Here is an 18,336-nt window from a genome sequence, read left to right as displayed (position 1 = left end):
GCCACGCCGTCAGGCCGGCTGGACCTCGTCGAAGACCGCGAGGGCTTCGGCGGGGTCCGGACTCACGAGCCGCTCCAGACCGTCCGCCGTGATCTTCGCCCACTTGCCGGCCCGCGCCCACATCTGTTCCTCGAAGGCGCGGACGGCCTCGTCCAGGTCGTCGGGGCCCGCAGCGATGGATTCGGCGAGTTCGGCGCCTTCCAGCATCGCGAGGTTCGCACCCGCCCCCAAGGGCGGCATCAGGTGGGCGGCGTCGCCCAGCAGCGTCACCCCCGGGACGTGGGTCCAGGTGTGGGACACGGGCAGGACGTGAAGGGGGCGGTGGACGAAGGCGGTGCCGTGGCGGAGGAGTTCGAGGACGGGGGCGGCCCAGCCGTCGAAGAGCGCCAGCAGGCTCGCCCGCACGGCCTCGACGTCGTCCAGGTCCACTTCCGCGTGCCAGTCCAGCGGCGCGCGGAACTGGGCGTGCACCTTGACGTGGCCGCCGCTGTTGCGCTGGGCGACCAGCGCCCGGTTCACGCCGTACACAGCCATGGAGCCGTCACCGATCAACCGGGCGAGGCCGGGGTGGCGGGTGTCGATGTCGTCGAGGGCGGTCTCGACCGCAGTGACGCCGGTGTAGCGCGGCGTCGCCGGCGAGACCGCCGGACGGGTCCGGGACCAGGCGCCGTCCGCGCCGATCACGAGATCGAATGCCTCCTGCCGCCCGTCCGCGAAATGGACCACCGCACCGTCCGGGGTGCCCGGCTCCACGCGCGTCACGGCGCGCCCCCACTCCACGCCGAGCGGGCCGAGGAGCAGGTCACGGAGTTGCCTGCGGTCGATCTCGGGATGGGCCTGTTCGTCCGGACCGGGCTGCCAGTCGCGCAGAACGGTCCCGTCCGTGTCCAGGATGCGCATGGCCTGCCCCTCGGGGCGGGACAGCGTCCGGAATTCGGCCAGCAGCCCGGCCTTGTCCAGCGCACGCTGGCCCAGCCCTTCGTGCAGATCCAGCGTGCCGCCCGGGGGGCGGGCGTCGGGGGCGGAATCGCGTTCGAGCACGGTGGCGTGGCAGCCGTGGCGATGCAGGACACGGGCGAAGGTGAGTCCGGCCGGGCCGCTCCCGACCACAGCGATACGATGTCTCATGGCGATACAGTGTATTGCCTCCCTACGATGCATCGCAGCAGAACGGTGAGAACCATGAGCGTGTGGGACCGGCCGGAGCCGCCGAATCGCCCCGTGCCACTCGACCGGGAGAGGATCGTGGCCGCCGCCGTCGCGCTCGCCGACGAGGGCGGGCTGGACGGGGTGTCGTTGCGCAAGGTCGCCGCCAGGCTGAACGCGGGCCCGATGCGCCTGTACGGATACATCTCCACCAAGCAGGAGCTGTTCGACCTCATGGTGGACGAGGTGTACGCCGAGATCCTCCCCCCGGAACCGCCCGGCGACTGGCGGGAAGCGCTGCGCACCGTCGCCCGGCGCACCAGGGACGCGGCTCTCCGGCACGAGTGGCTGGCCGACCTGCTCGGCGGCCGCCCGGCCCTGGGCCCGAACGCCCTCGCGGTGGGCGAGGCCACGCTGGCCGCCCTGGCCGGTCTCACCGACATCGACACCGCCCTGCGCGCGGTGGAGACGGTCAACGCCTACACCACCGGGGCGATCAGGCGCGAGACCGCCAACCTACGGGCCGAGCGCGCCACGGGCCTGTCGAAGCACGACTGGCAGCGCGCCTCGGGCCCCCATCTGACGAGAATGCTGGCCACCGGCCGCTACCCCGCGCTGGCCAAGGCCGTGTACGACGGCGCGGACGTGGACACCGGGACATCCTTCGAGACCGGCCTGGACTGGATCCTCGACTCGGTGGCCACCAAGGTCGCACCGCCACCGGCATAGGAAGGCGGAACGAGAGAGCCGACCGCGCCGACGCTACGCCGGTTCCGTCAGCGAGATCCCTCAGCGGGCCGGGCGTCGTCCCGGACCGGGTAAGGCACGAAGGTGCTGCTGTTCCGGTCGATGAGCAGGGGCCGCCGGCCGGCGCCCTGATTCACCGGTCGTCCGTCGGCGTGGTGAAGCGCAGCAGATACGTGTCCATGATCCAGCCATGCCGCTCGCGGGCCTCGGCGCGCAGCTGCCGGATGCGGTCGGAGACCTCGTGGACCGGCCCGGCGACCAGGAGTTCGTCCGGCGTGCCGAGGTAGGCGCCCCAGTAGATCCACACGTCGTCGCCCGCGATCCGGGTGAACGACTCGTGAGCGTCGAGCATGACGACGATGTCGCCGTCGTCGTTCTGGCCGACGTCGGTGAGGCGGCGGGCCGGCGTGATGTGCACCGGGCGGCCCACCTGGTTGAGCGGGATGCGGTGCCGCGCGGTCAGGGTGGCGACGCTCGTGATGCCGGGGATCACCTCGACGCTCACGGAGAGCGCACCGCGGTCCTCGATGTCGCCGAGGATGCCCAGCGTGCTGTCGTACAGGGAAGGGTCGCCCCAGACGAGGAAGGCGCCGGTCTCACCGGCCGCCATCTCCTCGCGCATCGCCTTCTCGAAGACGTCGCCGCGCCGCTCGCGCCAGTCCTGGACGGCCGCCGTGTAATCGGAGCGCCCCATCGGGCGCCGGTCGCGGCTGGGGTCCTCGACCTCGACCACCCGGTACGGGCCCTGCGCGTGGTCCTCGATCATCCGGTGGCGCAGGTCGGTGAGGGACGCCTTGTGGGGGCCCTTGCCGACGATGAAGAAGACATCGGCGCGCCGGATCGCCTTCACGGCCTGGAGGGTCAGCTGGTCGGGGTCGCCCGCCCCGATGCCGATGACGAGGATCGCGCGCTGTTCCGTGCTCATGCGGTCAGTCTTGCAGGGCCCGCTCTCCGGGAACGGACCGGTCACCGGATCAGGCAGCAGTCCCCGCACGTCGAGCCGCCCGGCAACCGGTAGTACAGGCAGCAGCTGCGGCGGCGGAAGGTCAGCCGGGGGCCGGTGATCCGGCCGGTCCCGCGCAGCCGTCCCGTCTCCAGGAGTCCCCGCGTCAGCGCGGTGAGCGGCCCCCGCAGTCCGGGCCGGGACCTCAGCAGCTGCGCCGCCGAGCCGACCAGCGCGGAGGCGGAGTTCCCCGCGAGCAGCCGCGGCGCCACCTTGGCGGGCAGGTGGCTCTCCACGCGCTGGAGGATGGCGTCGGCCTGCGCGGCCACCGCGTCCGCCAGCGACGGGCCGGGGAGCGGTGCGCGGCGCCCACGCGGCCCGGCCAGCCGAAGGGCCGAGCCGTCGCCGGCCCATTCCACGGTGGTCATCGCCGGCACGACCCCGTGGAGGAGGGCGCAGGCGAGGACCGGCGACCACAGGCGTGCCGCGAGTCCGAGGTGGGCGACGGAGACGCCGATGCGGGCTTCGGCGGTGCCGTGGCGTTCGTTGACGGTCGCGGCCAACGCCGCGAACCTTTCCGGTGCGAGACGCCCTTCTCCGGACGCGGGCCCCCGGACCGTGTCAAGGGCGAAGAAGCCACCCAGCCGCGCGACGTCGCGCAGCGCCGCTTCGATCTCGTCCCTCGGTACGTCGTCCGCGGCGCCCTGACCGCCGGCCACCATGCCACCCGCCTTTCGCCGCAGGACCCGACCCGGATCAGAGACGCCGGACCCTCGCGAGGGACAGGGCGTCCACCACCTCCCGCACGACGCGCTCGGCGTCCTCGGGATTGTTCACGACGTCGGTCCGGTTCATGTCGATCACCAGGACGTCGCTCGCGGAGTAGTGCTCGCGTACCCAGTCGTCGTATCCGGACCACAGCGTCCGGTAGTACTCCACGAGACCCTCGTCCTGCTCGAAATCGCGTCCCGGCAGTCCGATGCGGTGCAGCACGGTCCCGAAGTCCGCTCGGAGGTACACCATGAGGTCCGGCGCCTTGCGGTACGGCAGGCCGTCGATCTCACGCATCATCTCGGTGAGCAGCCCCTCGTACACCCGCATCTCCAGGGAACTGATCCTGCCGAGGTCGTGGTTGACCTTGGCGAAGTACCAGTCCTCGTAGATCGACCGGTCGAGGACGTTGTCGTCCTGCAGGTACGCCTCCTTGATCGCGGCGAACCGTGTCTGCAGAAAGTAGAGCTGGAGGAGGAAGGGGTAGCGCTTCGCCGCTATCTCCTCGGGGCCGGCGGTGTAGAAGAGCGGCAGGATCGGATTGTCCTCCACGCTCTCGTAGAAGACCTTGCTTCCCAGCTCCTTGGCGATCAGTTCGGCCACACTCGTCTTGCCGATCCCGATCATGCCGCCGACGCAGATCACTGCCCTACCTCGCTTCTTTCCCGGGCAACGTCAGAAGGCGCGATGCCCGAGACGCGGCACTCACACCACATTGACCTGCCACCGCGGAGTCTCGGAGATGTCGTGACAGGCATCGGTGGAGATCCTGGCGCTCTGCTCGCGGGACGGTCGGAGGGATCATATCGGCGGCCACCGACAACCGGATGCGGGCACCCCCGCCGGTTCCGTCCCAGTTGTGGAGGATCAAGAGCGCGGGCTCCCCGGGCCGCCAGTCCGGCGTCACGGCGGCGAGGGCCGCTCCGTGCAGGAAGGCAGGGCGATGACCACCGACGGGTCGCGCGGTGGCGCCGTCCCAGACGACCGGGATCAGGCGGGTACGGCCGGGGGCGGGGCGGACGTCGCCGACGAGCGGGATACGGGGCAGGGCGGGCAGCGGACGGCCGACGAGCCCGGACAGCAGCGGCGCCAGCATGGACCGTGCCGAACCGGTCGCCGCCCATCCAGTCCTCGCGGGCCCGGGCGATCTCGCCCTGGGTCCTGCCCACGAAGTTCCACCACATATCACGTCTTCAGCGTTTCATCCCAGCTCAGAGGCGTGCCGCACCATCCGTGGTCAGCAAATTGTCAGCAAGCGACCCCGGAGACGGAACGATGGCGAGCAAAACCCTGGCCCGCGGGATGGGCACCTTCTTCAAGGACTGCGAGCACAGCAGCAGCAGGTGGTCGAAGTGCCCCCACGAGTACAAGATCAGGTACCGCAACACGGCCGGCAAACAGGCCGAGGAATCTGGCTTTGCCACCCAGGACCAGGCCATCGAGCGGCTGACCGCCATCTACACCGCGAAGAAGGCTGCTCCGCAGACCTGGGACAGCGGACGCCGGAGGAGCTGATCGACCGCTACGGACTGACCTGCCGTCCCGTCCGTGACCTGCTGGTGGACTATCTGCGGGAACGCCAGCCCGCGCTGGACTACAACAGCTTGAGGTCCCTCTCCTACCACCTCGGCAAGCGCTTCTGGCAGAACATCGAGCAGCATCATCCCGATGCCGACAGCCTCCGCCTCGCCCCGGACGTCATCGGGCAGTGGAAGCAGAGGATTGCCACCAAGGACAAGACCGTCATCGGTCCCGACGGCCGGCGCACGAGCGCGAAGGTCGAGCGGCTCAATCACCGGGACACGCTCACCCAGGTGCGGGCCTTCTACCTCGATATCGCTCAGTGGGCCCTTGAAGAGCCCGGCCGCTGGGGCCCGTGGGTAGCACCGAGCCCGAGCCCGGTGAGGGCTGACGAGTTGGAGCACCGCAAACTACAACGACGACGCAAGGCGAGGATGGACGCCCGCACCCGCGAGCGCCTGCCGGTGCTGCCGATTCTTGTCCGCTCGGTCGGCCAGCGCCGCAGGGACGCTGCCGCGGTGCTGCAAGCCGCCCAGCCCACCAGCCCCGGCGAGGTGTTCGCCGCTGCCGGTCAGCGACTCGTACGCTCCGTGGTTCCACACGGAACGGCCGGCCGGATCTGGGCAGAGAACCCTGACACCGGCAAACGCCGCGACCTGGGGCTTGAGGACGAGCGGGCCTTCTGGACCTGGGCCGCGGTCGAGGTCCTGCGGGCCACCGGCATCCGCATCGAGGAACTACGCGAACTCAGCCACCACAGCCTGGTCCAATACCGGCTGCCCACCACTGGTGAACTCGTCCCCCTCCTTCAGATCGTCCCATCGAAGACGGACACCGAGCGGATGCTGCTGGTCAGTCCCGAGCTCGCCGACGTCCTGAGCGCGATCATCTGCCGAGCCCGAGAAAGCTCCGGGATCCCCTGGTCCGTTCCTACGACCGCCGCGAATGCGAGTGGCAGGAGCCAGCCCCGTTGCTGTTTCAACGACGCATCTCCGGAGAGGACCGCGCATTCACCGACGAGACCGTCCGCACCATGCTGGACCGAGCCCTCATCGCCACGGGCCTGACCGATAGCATCGGCGACCCACTGCGCTACACACCGCACGATTTCCGCCGCCTGTTCATCACCGACGCCATCCTCAACGGACTGCCACCGCACATCGCCCAGATCATTGCAGGCCACCAGGACATCAACGTCACCCTCGGTTACAAGGCCGTCTACCCGGCAGAAGCGATCCAGGCGCATATGGCCTTCCTCGCCCGTCGCCGATCCCTCCGCCCGAGCGAGGAGTACCGCGTCCCCACCGATGATGAATGGCAGGAGTTCCTCGGCCACTTCGAGCGGCGCAAAGTCTCCATCGGCGCGTGCGGCCGCGCCTTCGGCTCCCCCTGCATCCACGAGCATGCCTGCGTCCGCTGCCCGATGCTCTGGCCCGACCCCACCCAGCGCCACCGACTCGCCGAGATCCGCGACAACCTCCTCGCCCGCATCGCCGAGGCCGAGCGCGAGGGCCGACTCGGCGAGGTCGAAGGACTCAAGGTCAGCCTCGCCGGCGCCGAGGATAAGCTCGCCCAGATCGACCGGCGTTCCCAGCAACGAGCCGTCGTCGGTCTCGGCATCCCCACGACCAGGAGCGACAGCCAGTGAGCACCGGTTCAGATCAGAGGGAACCAGAGCGTGATCTGAGCACTTGGCCAATCGAACGTCTCCAGGCGCTCACTGTGGACGCTCACGACTGCTCGCAGCTCGAATCGGTCCGCGTTGTTGCCCAGCAACACGCCTACGACTCAAGCCAGCCCCGCGAAATGCGTCGGCACTGGGCTGAGTTGTCGCTGCTGGCGAACCGACGAATGCTCGGCGAAGGCGCAGAGGGCTCAGCGCGCGAACTCCAGCAGGACTTCATGCTGCGGACGTGGGTGATCGAACACTTGGGTCCCGAGGACGAGAACTCCGACTGGAGTCCAGAGGCATTGGGCGTCGACACGCTCGCCGCCCTGGCGATGTCGCTATCAGAAGCGGCGACCCTCGCCACCAAGTGGCGCGAGCTTCCTATCGAACAGATCCGCGAGCTGCGGCGGCACAAGAACCTGACAGCTCACCTGGAGTGGCTCATCGGCCACCTGCAACCCGGGCCGACGCGCCATCTGCTTCTTCCCTGGATCGAGACACGCCAACTGCTGCCATGACCACGATCTGGCTGAACTTCAATACGCAGAAGTGAAGTTCAGAGAAGGGGTGATGTCCCAGGCGGTCTCCTACCTGTCCTGGCTGGAGTCGGCGCACCACGAGTTCGAGGCGCTCGCGCGGAAGGTGCTGGGTACGGAGGCCGCCAAGTCCGTCGACTGGCGTCGTCCGCGGATGATCTGCATCGCGGCGGGCCTCTCGCACCACGACCGGGTGGTGGTGCAGAGGTTGCCCGAGCGGATCGACCTGGTTCGCTACCGGATCTTCGACGGTGGCCTGCTGGGGCTGCTGCTCGTGGACTCCGGCTCCCCGGGCGCTGCCTCATCTCGCCGGGGCCGGGAGCGGGCACCCGTGCCGGACAGGGTGCCGACGGCTTCGGCGGTCTCTCCGCCTGCGGGTGGGGGAACGGTGCCGGAGTGCCTGCGGCATCTGTACGCGGAGCTGGACGACACGCTCACGGCGTGGGGCGAGGTGGAGGGGGTGGCGCCGCTGCGGCACTACATCGCCTACCGGCGGTTGGTGAACGTCGCCTCGGTGATCTTCCGTCCGAAGCGCGAGGCGATCCTGGTGTACCTCAGACTCGACCCGGACGCGGTCGAGCTGAAGGAGGGCTTCACCCGGGACATGCGCGGCATCGGACACCTCGGGACCGGCGACCTGGAAGTCCGCATCGTCTCGGCAGCCGACTTGGAGAAGGCGGCTCCGCTGATCCGGCGGGCGTTCGAGGCGGCCTGACGCGACAGGAGGGGCGGCTGGTGCATCGGTTAGGACTTGTCCGGCCGATCATGTTGCTGGTTAGGGTGCGAGCGTGGCCAAGACGAGTGTGAGCAACGAGACCAGCAGCATGGTCTGCCTGTGGGTTGAGCCGTGGGGAACTGATCACTGGATGGGGCCGGGCGAAGCGTTCACCGTCGTGACCGAGACTGACCCGGAGCACTCGCCGTTCAACGTGGTTATGCATGATCAGGGCATCACGGTGTGGGTGAATTCGGGCAGCGACGCCGAAGTCTTCGACAAGAACGGCGACCTGGTCCCATGTGGGCATCAGCGGCCGGCGGAGGGCGACCACTGAGGTGTGTTTTGCCGTCAGGTTCGGAGCCAGACGACGATGGCTGCCACGGTTGCGGTGCCGAGGTAGACGTAGCGGCGTTTGTCGTAGCGAGTGGCCACCGTCCGGTGCTGTTTCAGTCGGTTGATCGCACGTTCGACGGTGTTGCGCTTCTTGCAGCGGTCTTCGTCGAATTCGGGTGGCCGCCCGCCGCGAGATCCCTTGCGCAGCCGGGCGGCCTGGCTGTCGGTCTTCTCCGGGATCGTGTGCCGGATGTTGCGGTGCCGCAGGTAGTCGCGGCACGGCCCATTGCTGTAAGCCGTGTCCGCAGCGACGCTGTCGGGCTTCTTGCGGGGCCTACCCGGCCCGGGTCTTGGGACGCGGATCTTTTCCAGGATCGGCTCGAACTGCGTGCAGTCCGCCCGCTGACCTGGTGTGACGGTCAGGGACAGTGGGCGGCAGCGCCCGTCCGCGCTCAGGTGGAGCTTTGTGGTGAACCCACCGCGCGAGCGCCGCAACCGTTCCCACTCAGCATCACTCAGATCGCCCCGCCCCATGCCCACACCAACGACGTGGTCCGGGAGTGGTCACATGATCGGCAGGACAAGTCCTAGCCCTCACCGCAAGGCGGCCCGGCTACCCCCACGCTATGTGCGGGGGAAGCCGGGCCTTCTACGTCTGGCATCTTTCGAGCCGTGCGAGCCTACTGTTTCGCACGCGACAACACGAACGACTTCGTCAGGTCCGCATCCTGGCGCTCACCGACTCGATCGCGTTGGTCGTGCAGACGATGCGGCAGATCTCGGTGCCGAACCGACGGAAGGGGTGAACTCCCCCAGGCGTTCTCCCAGAGCCTGGCAATCGTGGGCCGAGTGGCGGCGGGTCCAGACCTGCCAGTCATCGGTGGCACACCGGTTCATGAGGGGATGACTTTTTCCGGCTGAACGCCGACCGTATCGACGCGGTCCAGCTGCCGCAGCGCGAGCAGCCCGCCGATGCCCGGAACGATGGCCAGGACCTTGGTGGCGGCCGGGGCCTGGTTGAGGCGCCAGGTCGCGATCACCACGAACAGGTAGGCGCAGCCGTGCGCGGGGCCCGTCAACGAGGAGACGGGCTTGAGATGGACGGTGAACAAGTTGGCGAGCAGCACGATCAAGGAGACCAGTTCGGCGCGTGCCGCGACGCTCAGGTGGCGCGGAGACCGGACGGGCATGGTCAGACCCCCGTGGTGGAGCCGGGACGGATGATCATCAGTACGGTGACTGTGGCCCAGAGCAGGTTGAAGATGCCCGTGGCCATCGCGAGTCGGCCCGGTGTCCAGGGTGTCGCTGCTGGTGGCGACGACGCGGTGCTCGTTGTCTCGGTCAGCGCGCGGTCCTGCCCGGGCAGGATCAGCAGGGCCAGGACGCCGGCGGCGGCGGCAGTCAGCGGGATGGAGGTGATCAGCCAGGTGTCGCCCAGGACGTCGAGACTGCTGGCGGTGGCGAAGCCGAAGAGGGGAACGGCGATGCCGATTCCCGTGTAGACGCGGCAGATACGGTGCAGCATCCGCAGGGTCGCGCGGGCGTCGGCATCGCCGGAGTCCCCGAGGGCGCGGCGCAGCGTGGCGGGGAACATGCTTGCGGCGACGGTGACCGGCCCGACGGCGACGATGGCCGCCAGCACGTGCAGGGACAGCAGGAGCTTGGTCATGCTTGCTGCTCCATGAGGGCCTGGCGCTCGCCGGTGACCTTCGAAGCCGGGAGGCGGCCGGCCTTGGATGTGCCCCGGATGGTGTCGCCGTCGACCGTCATGTCAAACGCCAGGTTTAGCCGCATGGGTTTGGTGACGGCCTGCTTCCAGGTAAGCCGGTCGCCGTCGAGGTTGACGTCGCCGAGCGGCACGTCCTCGCCGACGCCTCGGGCGACGCCGGTCAGGGTGCCGTCCTGCTCACGGAGTTCGACCACGGCCTTGATCTTGCCTATGGGGGTGGAGATGGACAGGTTCCAGGTGCCTTCGACGGACATGCTGAGGTTCTTCCTGACTTTGCATGGGAATGGTGAGCGGTCGGCCCGCGACCAGCCGGCTGCCTAGAAGGAGGTGGGCGTAGGGCCCTGGGCGCGCCAGACGGTGCCGCGCCGCTCGTGGGAGAAGAGTTCTTCGATGGCGTGGGCGACGCGGGGGCCGACCTCGCGCTCCAAGAGGTACAGGCCCAGGTCGAGCCCGGAGGTGACGCCGGCGCCGGTGATCAGGTCGCCGTCATCCACGATCCGGGCGCGGACCGCGTGGGCGCCCGTGGCGTCCAGCATGTCCAGGCCCATGTGGTGGGTGGTGGCGTGCCGTCCCTCCAGTAGGCCGGCCATGGCCAGGACCAGCGAGCCACCGCAGACCGTTGCGACCGTGATGTCCGGGTCCTGCATGGCCAGCTTGAGGAGCGCGGGGAGCCCGGTTGTCAGTGTGCGACCCAGCAGTACCGGGATGAGTTCGTCCTGCTTCCATGCACCGGCGCCCACTTCCTGTTCCGGGACCTCGCCGGGTTCGCCCACGCGACCGGAGGCGCCGGGGATCAGGAGCATGTCCGCACGCTCCAGGTCGAGAGGCCCCGCAGCGCGCAGCGTCAGCCCCCCGGTGCCGCTGACCACCTCCCGGGGGCCCTCCATGGAGACCAGCTCAACGGTCACTGCGCCGCCCGACGCCGTGCCGCCGGCGTACAACACCTCGTAGGGGGCGACGACATCGAGCGGGTCGAAACCATCGAACAGGACGACCTGGACGTGCATGGGTGTTCCTTCGGAAGCGTGTTCTCTCAGTGCGGACGCATCAAAGCCAACCTCCTGCAGAGCCGGGCGCATAGTGGCATTAATGACAGCTTTCAACGGGAAAGTGCCACTGGCTTCGAGAGCCTGGGATTTGCTATGACATGGGAGTATGCAGAAAACAGGCCGATTCCATTGAGCGGTGAGGAGGTGGGTTCCGGCCATGCACACCGTCGCTGTTCTCGCGCTCGACCATGTGATCTCCTTCGATCTGTCCACGCCGATCGAGGTCTTCTCGCGGACTCGCCTGCCCGACGGGCGCCCCGGTTACCAGATCCGTGTGTGCGCCGAGCGCGAGGAGGTCGACGCCGGCGCCTTCGCAGTGCGCGCCCCCTGGGACCTGGAGGGCCTCCAGGACGCCGACACGATCATCGTGCCGGGTGTCACCGACCCCACGGCCCCGCTGTCCCCCGCCGTCCATGAAGCCTTGCGGGCCGCCGCCGACAACGGGACCCGGATCGCCTCCATCTGTACGGGCGCCTTCCCCCTGGCCTCCACAGGCCTCCTCGACGGACTGGGCGGCACGACCCACTGGAGCGCAGCGGGGCTTCTGGCCGCCCTGTACCCGGATGTCGATGTCGACCCGAACGTCCTCTACATCGACAACGGTCAGTTCCTCACCTCGGCCGGCGCGGCTGCGGGCATGGACCTGTGCCTGCACATGATCCGCCGTGACTACGGCTCAGCGGTCGCCGCCGACGCCGCCCGCCTGTCGGTGATGCCGCTCGAACGCGAGGGTGGCCAGGCGCAGTTCATCGTCCACGACCACACGCCCGCACCACAGGGCTCCGAACTGGAGGCACTGCTTACCTGGCTGAGAGAAAACCTGGCCCGCGACCTCACACTGGCCGACATCGCCGCGCAGTCCGGTACCAGCACGCGGACCCTGATCCGGCGCTTCCGCGACCAGACCGGCACCACCCCCCTGCAATGGCTCCATCGGGCCCGCATCCGCCAAGCCCAGCACCTGCTGGAAACCACAGAACACTCCGTGGAACGCATCGGCGACCAGGTCGGCTTCGGGTCGCCCACCACGTTCCGCGACCGCTTCAAACGCACCACCGGCGTCAGTCCGCAGACCTACCGGCGCACCTTCAGCTGAATCAGTGACGCAAATCCGTTGCCTACCCGAAAGGCACAGAACTCGCAAAAGGATCCTGCGAGGTGGCGCAGGCCACATTTTCGTGGCAGCAACTGTCCCTGGAACTGGCTTCAACTCCGGGCAGACCTGCTGGCGCAGGCTTGAACGCTGGCAGGAGGAGGGTGTCGTCGAACCGCTTCATCGGATACTGCTCCCAGACCCTCGCCCTGATCGACGCCGTCCCGTCCGCCGCCGGCCGCATCGGCCACCCCGCAAACGCCCCGAGGCCCTACTCGGAGAGCCTGAACAGCCTGCCCTGATCTCGGGGCCAGCTCTGCCACTCTGCCGGAACAGCGGGTCCGTACGTCCATGCTCTGCGCCCAGAACCGTACGGACCCAGTCCCGGCCGCAACCGATGCCGCTCGCCGGTCAAGCCGGTGTGGTGATGCCTGAACAGCTCGCTTCCCGGCTCGTTGCCACCGCAGCCACAAGCTCGTTCGAAGGCTGCTTCATGAGTCGCTCCCTGCCGACTTCTGTTCAGCCTGGTCGAGGCGTCGCATCAAGAAACTGGCGAAGGCGAGCATCTCGACTGCTTCTGCGGGGTCCTCGTCGAAGTGCTCGCCATGGGCATGTACATTCCGCAAGGCAGCCACCGCGCCAGTGAACAGCTCGCGGAATCCTTCCCGCTCGCTACGGAGAGAGCCAGCACTGGTCGAACGCGTCACCTGAAGTGCGGGCGAGTCACCTCCGAATGCCTGTCCCATGAGTTTTTTGCCGGACTCGGCAGTCCCAGTGAGACTCTGCACTCGATGCTCAACCGTTCGAAATGCCTGCATGACGGCCTGACCGAGATGGCCGTCCCGGTACAGCTTTGCGCTGGCCGTGGCGACGGCTGGGTGAAGCTCACAGTTCAGAGAGAACGTGCTGAGCGCCGCCCTGTCAGTCGGCGCAGGCGGTGAGTCCGGCGCGGTATCGATGACCAGCGCGTCAGGAGGAGCCAGAAGTGCGGAGCGAATACGCCAGTAAGCGCCAATGTCCGGGACTGCGCGGAACGGACGGATGCGGCGATCGGCATGCAGCGTCCACGCCGAGGGGTCCTCCGGCGGAAAACTCGACCCGGTAACACCCGGCTCGAATCGCGCGATCAGGAAGGCCAAGCGCAGTTCCTGTGCCGCCATGCTGGGGGGCAGGCCGAAGTCGGACGCGACCTCGGCGGAAGTCAGGGCGGGGCGTTCCCTGCCCGGTCCAGCCGGCCAGAGCTTCTCCGTTTCGGCGAGTCGGCGGATAAGCGATATGAAGAGCTGGACGAGGTCGGCAGAGCCAGGAGAGCGAGCAGCGCCCGCTATGGTCAAGGGCAGCATCGCGTCGTCGCTGGGCTCTCGCCGAAACACATCAGGGAAACCCTGCATCAGTCCCGCCGGCATGTTCTGCAGAGCGGCGACAGCATCCATGCCACTCTGATCAAGTCGCCGGTCGACGTACGCGAACGGCGGCCACTCAAAGGTCAAGCTGAAGTGTTCCCAGACCACTGAGAGCAGTTCCTGCTGGGCTTCATCGGCCGGTGCGGGCAGGTTCTGTACACCTGCGACATGTATTTTCACCACGTCTCATTGTCACGTTCTGAAATCTGGCGCGTCAGTCCTTTTGGCAGGGCGACCAATGCGACTCGACGTGGGAATCGCACCAGTCTGCAGTGATGCCCTCGTCGCGAGCAGCCCTCACCACCAACACCAGATCGCACACAACCACTCGGCGTGGACGTCGCGGACAGCGGTGGGAAGTACGTAGACGTGCCGGGCCAGGAAGAGCGCCGTGGGACCCGTGCCGTGGTTCAAGCGTCATCCCAGAGGCCCCAGACCAACGAGCGCAGCCACCTGATGCCTAATCAGGAAAGTCAGCATTGAGTCAGCATCCGTCCTGGCACACAAGGAAACGTACTGACAGAAATGAGAACGTCGCGCCTGGACGGATGCCCTCTCCAGGGCTGTCGCGGTCGACTTGCGCGCCCTGCTCCCCAGAGGCCGCCGCGAAATGACCTCGACAACCGTCAGAAGCGAAAAGCCGCAGCTCAACGTACCCGCCCCCGCGGCTTCAGCGCCACGTCCGGCAGCGCGGGCGCCGGGATCGGCGGGCCGTCGTAACCATGGACCGTGCCGAACCGGTCGCCGGACATCCAGTCCTCGCGGGCGCGAGCGATCTCGTCCTGGGTCCTGCCCACGAAGTTCCACCACATGATCAGCTCCTCCTCGAACGGCTCGCCGCCCAGGAGCATGAGGCCCGCGTCGGACTCCGCGCGGAGTGGGAGGTCCGTGCGGCCGCAGCCGAGGTAGAGCATGGAGCCGGGGAGGACCGGGACGCCGTCGACCTCGGCCTCGCCGGACATCGAGAGCACGGCGTACTCGAAGTCGGGGTCCAGGGGGAGGCGGGCCCGCGCGCCCCGGGTCAGGGAGAGGTCGGCGCCGACGATCGGGGTGTACGCGGTGCCGGGCGAGGTGGCGCCGTCGAGGTCGCCCAGGATCACCGTGGCCGTGAGGCCGGGCGCGGTGACCGTGGGCAGGTCGCTGTGGTGCTGGAAGTGGGGCTCGGTGAAGCGGTGCGCGTCCGGGAGCGCCACCCAGAGCTGGGCGCCGTGGAGCAGGGCGGCGTGCTGCTTGGGGCTCTCCTCGGAGTGGCTGATCGCCCGGCCGGAGGTCATCAGGCCCAGTTCGCGCGGGCGGACCGTCTGGAGGCTGCCGAGGCTGTCGCGGTGCAGGACTTCGCCCTCGTGCAGCCAGCTGACGGTCTGGAGGCCCATGTGCGGGTGCGGCGGCACCTGCATCCCGGGTTCGTCGGCGATGTCGTCGGGGCCGTAGTGGTCCACGAAGGCCCAGGCGCCGACCATCCGGCGGCCCAGGTTGGGCAGCAGCCTGCGGACCTCGGTGGACTCGCCGAGCCGCACCTTGCGCGGCGCGAGCAGTTCACGTACGGGCTCCGCGACGACGAAACCCCGGCCCCCGCAGACAGAGGGGACGGCCTGGCGATCGAGATTGCTCATGGCGCTCAACCTATTCCGCTGCGGGTGGGGGCGGGTGGTGCCCACGCCGGATAATTAGTGGAATGTTAAACGACCTGTCGGTGTTGTGCGGACCGGACGACCACCGGAGCGAGGAGACGACATGAGCGACAGCTACTTCGAGTTCGGCACCGCCGCCGAGCGCTGGGAGCGCGCGGGGTTCTTCTTCGACGCGAAGGAGTACACGACCGCGGCCCGCATCCTGAACGGCCTCGTCGCGGAGGTCCCCGAGCAGGTCGCGCCCCGGCTGCTGCTGGCGCGCGCCTACTACCACTCGGCGAGCCTCGGGCGGGCCGAGACGGAGCTCCGGGCGGTTCTGGAGCGCGACCCGGTGGAGCACTACGCCCGCCTGATGCTCGGCCGGACCCTGGAGCGCCAGGGGCGGCAGGCCGAGGCGGACACGCAGCTGCGCCTCGCCGCCGCGCTGTCCGGCGACCTCGGGGCCGCGTAGACGTGCGTATTTCAGGTGCCCGAACCTACGGCCGCGTGATACTCCACAGGACCATGACCGACCTTGAAACGCCGCGTTTGGTCCTGCACCCGATGACCCCCGCCGAAGCCGAGCGCGTCGCCGCCGGTTCGCCGCCGGCCGGGGCGCGCTGGGCTCCCGGCTACCCCTCCCCCGGCGAGCGGGGGGCCGCCGCGCGCTACCTCGCGACCTGCCTGGGCACCGGTGATCCCAGCCCGTTCTGCTCGTACGAGATACGGCTCCGCGCCGACGGCCTGGTCGTCGGCGGCATCGGCTTCCACGGCGCGCCGGACGACCGGGGCGGTGTCACGGTCGGATACGGGCTGGTGGAGTCGGTGCGCGGACAGGGTTACGCCTCCGAGGCGCTTCGGGCGCTGCTCCGGTTCGCCCGGGAACAGGGCGTCGCCCGGGTACGCGGGGACGCCGACGCCGACAACATCCCCTCGCAGCGCGTCATGACGGCGGCCGGGATGCGCCTCGTGGGTGAGGACGCGTCACTGAAGTACTACCTGGCCGAGTGGACGGCGTAGAAACGGGCGGAGCCCGCCGGTGAGGACCCGGCGGGCTCCGCCCGTTGCGCGCGTACGGCGGCCGTCAGCCCACGGCGGCGGCGGTCCGGTCCGCCCGGCCGTCCGCGACCGCGTCGGCGCTCGGCACCAGCAGGCGTTCGGTGAGGTGGCCGAAGAGCAGACCGAACGTGGTCCACAGCGTGGCCTGCACCGCGAGCGTCGCCAGCCGGAACTGCCACAGCAGCGTGGCCGGGAAGTCCGCTCCGACCTCGTTGATCGACGGCAGGAACACGTAGGCGAGGCCGATCAGCAGCAGATAGCCGGCCCCGGCCGCGACCGTCGCGTTCCAGTTGCCCAGGCGGGGGGCAAGCCGCTTGCCGACAATGACGGCGGCGACCGCGAGCAGCACGCTGAGGGCGACCATCAGGAAGAACAGCGCGGTGCGTTTGCCGATGGTGTCGGGGTTGCCGACGGCCGGCGGGTTGGCCGGGTACTTCAGGAACGGCACGATGTACACGCTCACCAGCGCGGCGCCCGCGATCAGCGCGGCCGTGGCCCTCGGCCCGAACCGGCCCATCCGGCCCAGCGCGTAACAGAAGACGAGCGCGGCGATGCCGCCGACCGCGACGCCGAAGACGAGTACACCGGTGGCCAGGCCCGCGGTGGACTGCATGCTGCGGCTGACGAGTTCCTCGCCGGCGCCGTGGTCGTGGCCGTGGGCGCTGTGGGCAGCTTCTTCGAGCGCGATGGCCGCGTCCACGCGGGATTCGCCGAGGAAGTAGGCGACGACCAGTGCGAGCGCGCCCGCGACCAGGCCGGCCAGCATGCCGCGGACCAACAGGGCTCTGACGGATATGGAGTTCATGTGGGATTCCCCTGGATCAGCCGGTAGGACGTTCAGTGGCAGGGGAAACCGAGGAGGTGGCGCCCGTCGTGGACCCACTCGTGGACGCCTTCGCCCGAGATGACGGCCGTGGCGCCCTGCTCGGCGCCGACGAAGTAGAGCAGGACCAGCATGAGGATGCCGAAGAAGACCGCCCAGGGGGCGATGGCCTTCAAGGAGATGGGGGTGATGGCGGATGCGCCGGTGGCAGGGGCAGCAGTCTGCGCCATGGCAGAACCTCCTGTGGGAACACGCGTCCCGATCGTGGTGCCTGAGACGAAGGTGCTGGGTCTGACTTCCCGCGTGCGCGGGTACACAGTGGCGCGACCGTGCCGGATTCTCACCGGACTTCCGTCACACCCTCGTCATGTCGCCGCGACCATACCCCCTGGGCACCGGGCACCGCCATGCCCCTTACAAGCCGTCCACGGGGCCCGGATGCCATGGTGTGCTTGGCCGTGGGGGCGATGTTCCGGGAGTTGAGGGTGGTCATGACGGTACGGGTGATGTTGATCTCACCAGCGATGAACGCGGCGCTGCGCGAGGCCCGGTTCGCCGGTGACGCCGCGCTCGACGCGTCGGGCGTGCGGGCCGCCCGGTTGGCCGCTCCGCACGTCCCGGGCGCGGACCGGGCGCTGCACGGGTCCTCCGAGCGGTGCGCCGGGACCGCGGAGGCGCTGGGTCTGCGTTCGACGGAGGAACCCGCCTTGCGGGACTGGGAGTTGGGGCGCTGGTCGGGCTTCCGACTGGACGAGGTGGGCGCGCGGGAACCGGAGGGGGTCGCGGCCTGGCTGGCCGACCCGTCCGCCGCCCCGCACGGCGGCGAGTCGCTGCTCGGCCTGTGCGCCAGAGCCGGGGCCTGGCTCGACTCGCTGACCGGTGACGGCCGGGTGCTGGCCGTCACCGAACCGTCCCTGGTACGCGCGTCCGTGGTCCACGCGCTGGCGCTGCCGCCGCAGGCGTTCTGGCGCCTCGACGTCGCCCCGCTCACGCTGACGGAGCTGAGCGGGCGCTCGGGGCGCTGGAACCTCCGCGTCGGGCGCCCGCTCACCGGCGGGCCCGGCGCACGGGAGGTGGACCGGGGCGCGCCATGAGCCGCATGTGCAAGAACTGTTGTCCGTACCGGAGCCTTGACACCCCGTTGGTTCACTTCTTAAATCACGTAGTGAACTAAAGCACCATCATC

At 69.1% G+C, this 18,336-nt stretch carries 24 protein-coding genes and 1 pseudogene; 12 read left to right on the top strand and 13 right to left on the bottom strand.

Annotation, left to right across the window (positions count from 1 at the left end):
* Window positions 1-9 precede the first annotated feature (9 nt).
* Window positions 10-1,128: an FAD-dependent oxidoreductase gene (locus tag ACIQZN_RS02415; protein WP_403987221.1), complete on the bottom strand. Its 1,119-nt coding sequence runs from the start codon at window positions 1,126-1,128 to the stop codon at window positions 10-12.
* Between the two features lie 54 nt (window positions 1,129-1,182).
* Between ACIQZN_RS02415 and ACIQZN_RS02410 the strand changes: the two genes are divergently transcribed.
* On the top strand, window positions 1,183-1,875 hold the full coding sequence (locus ACIQZN_RS02410; RefSeq protein ID WP_403987218.1) for a TetR/AcrR family transcriptional regulator: 693 nt from the start codon (window positions 1,183-1,185) through the stop codon (window positions 1,873-1,875).
* A 151-nt stretch (window positions 1,876-2,026) separates the two neighbouring features.
* Here the strand turns inward: ACIQZN_RS02410 and cobF are convergent, their stop codons facing one another.
* The 3 genes from cobF to ACIQZN_RS02395 are packed head-to-tail and all read right to left on the bottom strand — an operon-like array spanning window position 2,027 to window position 4,252.
* Window positions 2,027-2,818 (bottom strand): precorrin-6A synthase (deacetylating), encoded by a 792-nt coding sequence (gene cobF / locus ACIQZN_RS02405; RefSeq protein WP_403987215.1) that lies wholly within the window; start codon window positions 2,816-2,818, stop codon window positions 2,027-2,029.
* Between the two features lie 41 nt (window positions 2,819-2,859).
* A complete protein-coding gene (locus ACIQZN_RS02400; RefSeq protein ID WP_403987211.1) occupies window positions 2,860-3,558 on the bottom strand; it encodes a (2Fe-2S)-binding protein in 699 nt (232 codons plus the stop codon).
* A gap of 34 nt (window positions 3,559-3,592) precedes the next feature.
* Window positions 3,593-4,252 carry a deoxynucleoside kinase gene (locus tag ACIQZN_RS02395; protein WP_403987208.1) on the bottom strand — a complete coding sequence of 220 codons (660 nt, stop codon included), beginning with the start codon at window positions 4,250-4,252 and terminating at the stop codon, window positions 3,593-3,595.
* A gap of 630 nt (window positions 4,253-4,882) precedes the next feature.
* On the opposite strand from ACIQZN_RS02395, the gene ACIQZN_RS02390 reads away from it, so the two are divergent.
* The 6 genes and pseudogenes from ACIQZN_RS02390 (at window position 4,883) to ACIQZN_RS02365 (ending at window position 8,385) form a co-directional block, all read left to right on the top strand.
* Window positions 4,883-5,122: a hypothetical protein gene (locus ACIQZN_RS02390; protein WP_403987205.1), complete on the top strand. Its 240-nt coding sequence runs from the start codon at window positions 4,883-4,885 to the stop codon at window positions 5,120-5,122.
* Between the two features lie 44 nt (window positions 5,123-5,166).
* Window positions 5,167-6,195: a hypothetical protein gene (locus ACIQZN_RS02385; protein ID WP_403987202.1), complete on the top strand. Its 1,029-nt coding sequence runs from the start codon at window positions 5,167-5,169 to the stop codon at window positions 6,193-6,195.
* On the top strand, window positions 6,099-6,776 hold the full coding sequence (locus ACIQZN_RS02380) for a tyrosine-type recombinase/integrase (RefSeq protein WP_403987199.1): 678 nt from the start codon (window positions 6,099-6,101) through the stop codon (window positions 6,774-6,776). Before ACIQZN_RS02385 ends, ACIQZN_RS02380 begins: the two co-directional genes overlap by 97 nt.
* Before the next feature lie 74 nt (window positions 6,777-6,850).
* Window positions 6,851-7,315, top strand: a complete 465-nt coding sequence (locus ACIQZN_RS02375) for a hypothetical protein (protein ID WP_403987196.1) — start codon at window positions 6,851-6,853, stop codon at window positions 7,313-7,315.
* Between the two features lie 46 nt (window positions 7,316-7,361).
* Window positions 7,362-8,048, top strand: a pseudogene (locus ACIQZN_RS02370) (hypothetical protein); the annotation flags it as partial.
* Between the two features lie 73 nt (window positions 8,049-8,121).
* On the top strand, window positions 8,122-8,385 hold the full coding sequence (locus ACIQZN_RS02365; RefSeq protein WP_403987193.1) for a hypothetical protein: 264 nt from the start codon (window positions 8,122-8,124) through the stop codon (window positions 8,383-8,385).
* A gap of 14 nt (window positions 8,386-8,399) precedes the next feature.
* Here the strand turns inward: ACIQZN_RS02365 and ACIQZN_RS02360 are convergent, their stop codons facing one another.
* The 5 genes from ACIQZN_RS02360 to ACIQZN_RS02340 all read right to left on the bottom strand — a co-directional run bounded on the left by ACIQZN_RS02360 (window position 8,400) and on the right by ACIQZN_RS02340 (window position 11,120).
* Window positions 8,400-8,918 carry an IS5 family transposase gene (locus ACIQZN_RS02360; RefSeq protein ID WP_403987190.1) on the bottom strand — a complete coding sequence of 173 codons (519 nt, stop codon included), beginning with the start codon at window positions 8,916-8,918 and terminating at the stop codon, window positions 8,400-8,402.
* Between the two features lie 359 nt (window positions 8,919-9,277).
* On the bottom strand, window positions 9,278-9,574 hold the full coding sequence (locus tag ACIQZN_RS02355) for a DUF3817 domain-containing protein (protein ID WP_403987187.1): 297 nt from the start codon (window positions 9,572-9,574) through the stop codon (window positions 9,278-9,280).
* A gap of 2 nt (window positions 9,575-9,576) precedes the next feature.
* Window positions 9,577-10,053 (bottom strand): DUF2269 family protein, encoded by a 477-nt coding sequence (locus ACIQZN_RS02350; RefSeq protein WP_403987185.1) that lies wholly within the window; start codon window positions 10,051-10,053, stop codon window positions 9,577-9,579.
* Window positions 10,050-10,367: a hypothetical protein gene (locus tag ACIQZN_RS02345; RefSeq protein WP_403987182.1), complete on the bottom strand. Its 318-nt coding sequence runs from the start codon at window positions 10,365-10,367 to the stop codon at window positions 10,050-10,052. Before ACIQZN_RS02345 ends, ACIQZN_RS02350 begins: the two co-directional genes overlap by 4 nt.
* A 63-nt stretch (window positions 10,368-10,430) precedes the next feature.
* Window positions 10,431-11,120, bottom strand: a complete 690-nt coding sequence (locus ACIQZN_RS02340) for a DJ-1/PfpI family protein (RefSeq protein ID WP_403987179.1) — start codon at window positions 11,118-11,120, stop codon at window positions 10,431-10,433.
* 199 nt (window positions 11,121-11,319) lie between these two features.
* On the opposite strand from ACIQZN_RS02340, the gene ACIQZN_RS02335 reads away from it, so the two are divergent.
* Complete coding sequence (locus ACIQZN_RS02335; protein ID WP_403987176.1) at window positions 11,320-12,258, top strand: GlxA family transcriptional regulator; 939 nt, start codon at window positions 11,320-11,322, stop codon at window positions 12,256-12,258.
* Window positions 12,259-12,419: 161 nt separating this feature from the next.
* Window positions 12,420-12,557: a hypothetical protein gene (locus ACIQZN_RS02330; protein WP_403987173.1), complete on the top strand. Its 138-nt coding sequence runs from the start codon at window positions 12,420-12,422 to the stop codon at window positions 12,555-12,557.
* A gap of 189 nt (window positions 12,558-12,746) precedes the next feature.
* Here ACIQZN_RS02330 and ACIQZN_RS02325 read toward each other — a convergent pair whose 3' ends face one another.
* Both ACIQZN_RS02325 and ACIQZN_RS02320 read right to left on the bottom strand, forming a co-directional pair.
* A complete protein-coding gene (locus ACIQZN_RS02325) occupies window positions 12,747-13,838 on the bottom strand; it encodes a TIGR02391 family protein (protein WP_403987170.1) in 1,092 nt (363 codons plus the stop codon).
* A 467-nt stretch (window positions 13,839-14,305) separates the two neighbouring features.
* Window positions 14,306-15,271 carry a pirin family protein gene (locus tag ACIQZN_RS02320; RefSeq protein WP_403987167.1) on the bottom strand — a complete coding sequence of 322 codons (966 nt, stop codon included), beginning with the start codon at window positions 15,269-15,271 and terminating at the stop codon, window positions 14,306-14,308.
* Window positions 15,272-15,392: 121 nt separating this feature from the next.
* Between ACIQZN_RS02320 and ACIQZN_RS02315 the strand changes: the two genes are divergently transcribed.
* Together ACIQZN_RS02315 and ACIQZN_RS02310 are read left to right on the top strand one after the other, a co-directional pair.
* On the top strand, window positions 15,393-15,740 hold the full coding sequence (locus ACIQZN_RS02315) for a tetratricopeptide repeat protein (RefSeq protein ID WP_403987164.1): 348 nt from the start codon (window positions 15,393-15,395) through the stop codon (window positions 15,738-15,740).
* Window positions 15,741-15,793: 53 nt separating this feature from the next.
* Entirely contained in the window at window positions 15,794-16,288 is a 495-nt protein-coding gene (locus ACIQZN_RS02310; RefSeq protein WP_403987161.1) for a GNAT family N-acetyltransferase, read from the top strand.
* Window positions 16,289-16,352: 64 nt separating this feature from the next.
* Here ACIQZN_RS02310 and ACIQZN_RS02305 read toward each other — a convergent pair whose 3' ends face one another.
* Together ACIQZN_RS02305 and ACIQZN_RS02300 are read right to left on the bottom strand one after the other, a co-directional pair.
* Window positions 16,353-17,132 carry a CbtA family protein gene (locus ACIQZN_RS02305; RefSeq protein ID WP_403987158.1) on the bottom strand — a complete coding sequence of 260 codons (780 nt, stop codon included), beginning with the start codon at window positions 17,130-17,132 and terminating at the stop codon, window positions 16,353-16,355.
* A gap of 32 nt (window positions 17,133-17,164) precedes the next feature.
* Entirely contained in the window at window positions 17,165-17,380 is a 216-nt protein-coding gene (locus ACIQZN_RS02300) for a CbtB-domain containing protein (RefSeq protein WP_018099889.1), read from the bottom strand.
* 261 nt (window positions 17,381-17,641) lie between these two features.
* Between ACIQZN_RS02300 and ACIQZN_RS02295 the strand changes: the two genes are divergently transcribed.
* Window positions 17,642-18,244 carry a histidine phosphatase family protein gene (locus tag ACIQZN_RS02295; protein WP_403987154.1) on the top strand — a complete coding sequence of 201 codons (603 nt, stop codon included), beginning with the start codon at window positions 17,642-17,644 and terminating at the stop codon, window positions 18,242-18,244.
* Window positions 18,245-18,336 lie beyond the last annotated feature (92 nt).

Origin of the sequence: Streptomyces sp. NPDC097595 (assembly GCF_044761525.1) — a bacterium.
Taxonomy (GTDB): Bacteria; Actinomycetota; Actinomycetes; order Streptomycetales; family Streptomycetaceae; genus Streptomyces; species Streptomyces drozdowiczii_A.
This window is presented reverse-complemented; position numbering and strand designations above follow the sequence as displayed.

Excerpts from the sequence above, each read along its gene's own strand:
- ACIQZN_RS02340 (WP_403987179.1), bottom strand. The coding sequence starts at position 11,120 with ATGCACGTCCAGGTCGTCCTGTTCGATGGTTTCGACCCGCTCGATGTC.
- ACIQZN_RS02310 (WP_403987161.1), top strand. The coding sequence starts at position 15,794 with ATGACCGACCTTGAAACGCCGCGTTTGGTCCTGCACCCGATGACCCCC.
- ACIQZN_RS02320 (WP_403987167.1), bottom strand. The coding sequence starts at position 15,271 with ATGAGCAATCTCGATCGCCAGGCCGTCCCCTCTGTCTGCGGGGGCCGG.
- ACIQZN_RS02295 (WP_403987154.1), top strand. The coding sequence starts at position 17,642 with ATGACGGTACGGGTGATGTTGATCTCACCAGCGATGAACGCGGCGCTG.
- ACIQZN_RS02345 (WP_403987182.1), bottom strand. The coding sequence starts at position 10,367 with ATGTCCGTCGAAGGCACCTGGAACCTGTCCATCTCCACCCCCATAGGC.
- ACIQZN_RS02305 (WP_403987158.1), bottom strand. The coding sequence starts at position 17,132 with ATGAACTCCATATCCGTCAGAGCCCTGTTGGTCCGCGGCATGCTGGCC.
- ACIQZN_RS02410 (WP_403987218.1), top strand. The coding sequence starts at position 1,183 with ATGAGCGTGTGGGACCGGCCGGAGCCGCCGAATCGCCCCGTGCCACTC.
- ACIQZN_RS02400 (WP_403987211.1), bottom strand. The coding sequence starts at position 3,558 with ATGGTGGCCGGCGGTCAGGGCGCCGCGGACGACGTACCGAGGGACGAG.
- ACIQZN_RS02350 (WP_403987185.1), bottom strand. The coding sequence starts at position 10,053 with ATGACCAAGCTCCTGCTGTCCCTGCACGTGCTGGCGGCCATCGTCGCC.
- cobF (WP_403987215.1), bottom strand. The coding sequence starts at position 2,818 with ATGAGCACGGAACAGCGCGCGATCCTCGTCATCGGCATCGGGGCGGGC.
- ACIQZN_RS02335 (WP_403987176.1), top strand. The coding sequence starts at position 11,320 with ATGCACACCGTCGCTGTTCTCGCGCTCGACCATGTGATCTCCTTCGAT.
- ACIQZN_RS02390 (WP_403987205.1), top strand. The coding sequence starts at position 4,883 with ATGGCGAGCAAAACCCTGGCCCGCGGGATGGGCACCTTCTTCAAGGAC.
- ACIQZN_RS02360 (WP_403987190.1), bottom strand. The coding sequence starts at position 8,918 with ATGGGGCGGGGCGATCTGAGTGATGCTGAGTGGGAACGGTTGCGGCGC.
- ACIQZN_RS02415 (WP_403987221.1), bottom strand. The coding sequence starts at position 1,128 with ATGAGACATCGTATCGCTGTGGTCGGGAGCGGCCCGGCCGGACTCACC.
- ACIQZN_RS02315 (WP_403987164.1), top strand. The coding sequence starts at position 15,393 with ATGAGCGACAGCTACTTCGAGTTCGGCACCGCCGCCGAGCGCTGGGAG.
- ACIQZN_RS02355 (WP_403987187.1), bottom strand. The coding sequence starts at position 9,574 with ATGCCCGTCCGGTCTCCGCGCCACCTGAGCGTCGCGGCACGCGCCGAA.
- ACIQZN_RS02300 (WP_018099889.1), bottom strand. The coding sequence starts at position 17,380 with ATGGCGCAGACTGCTGCCCCTGCCACCGGCGCATCCGCCATCACCCCC.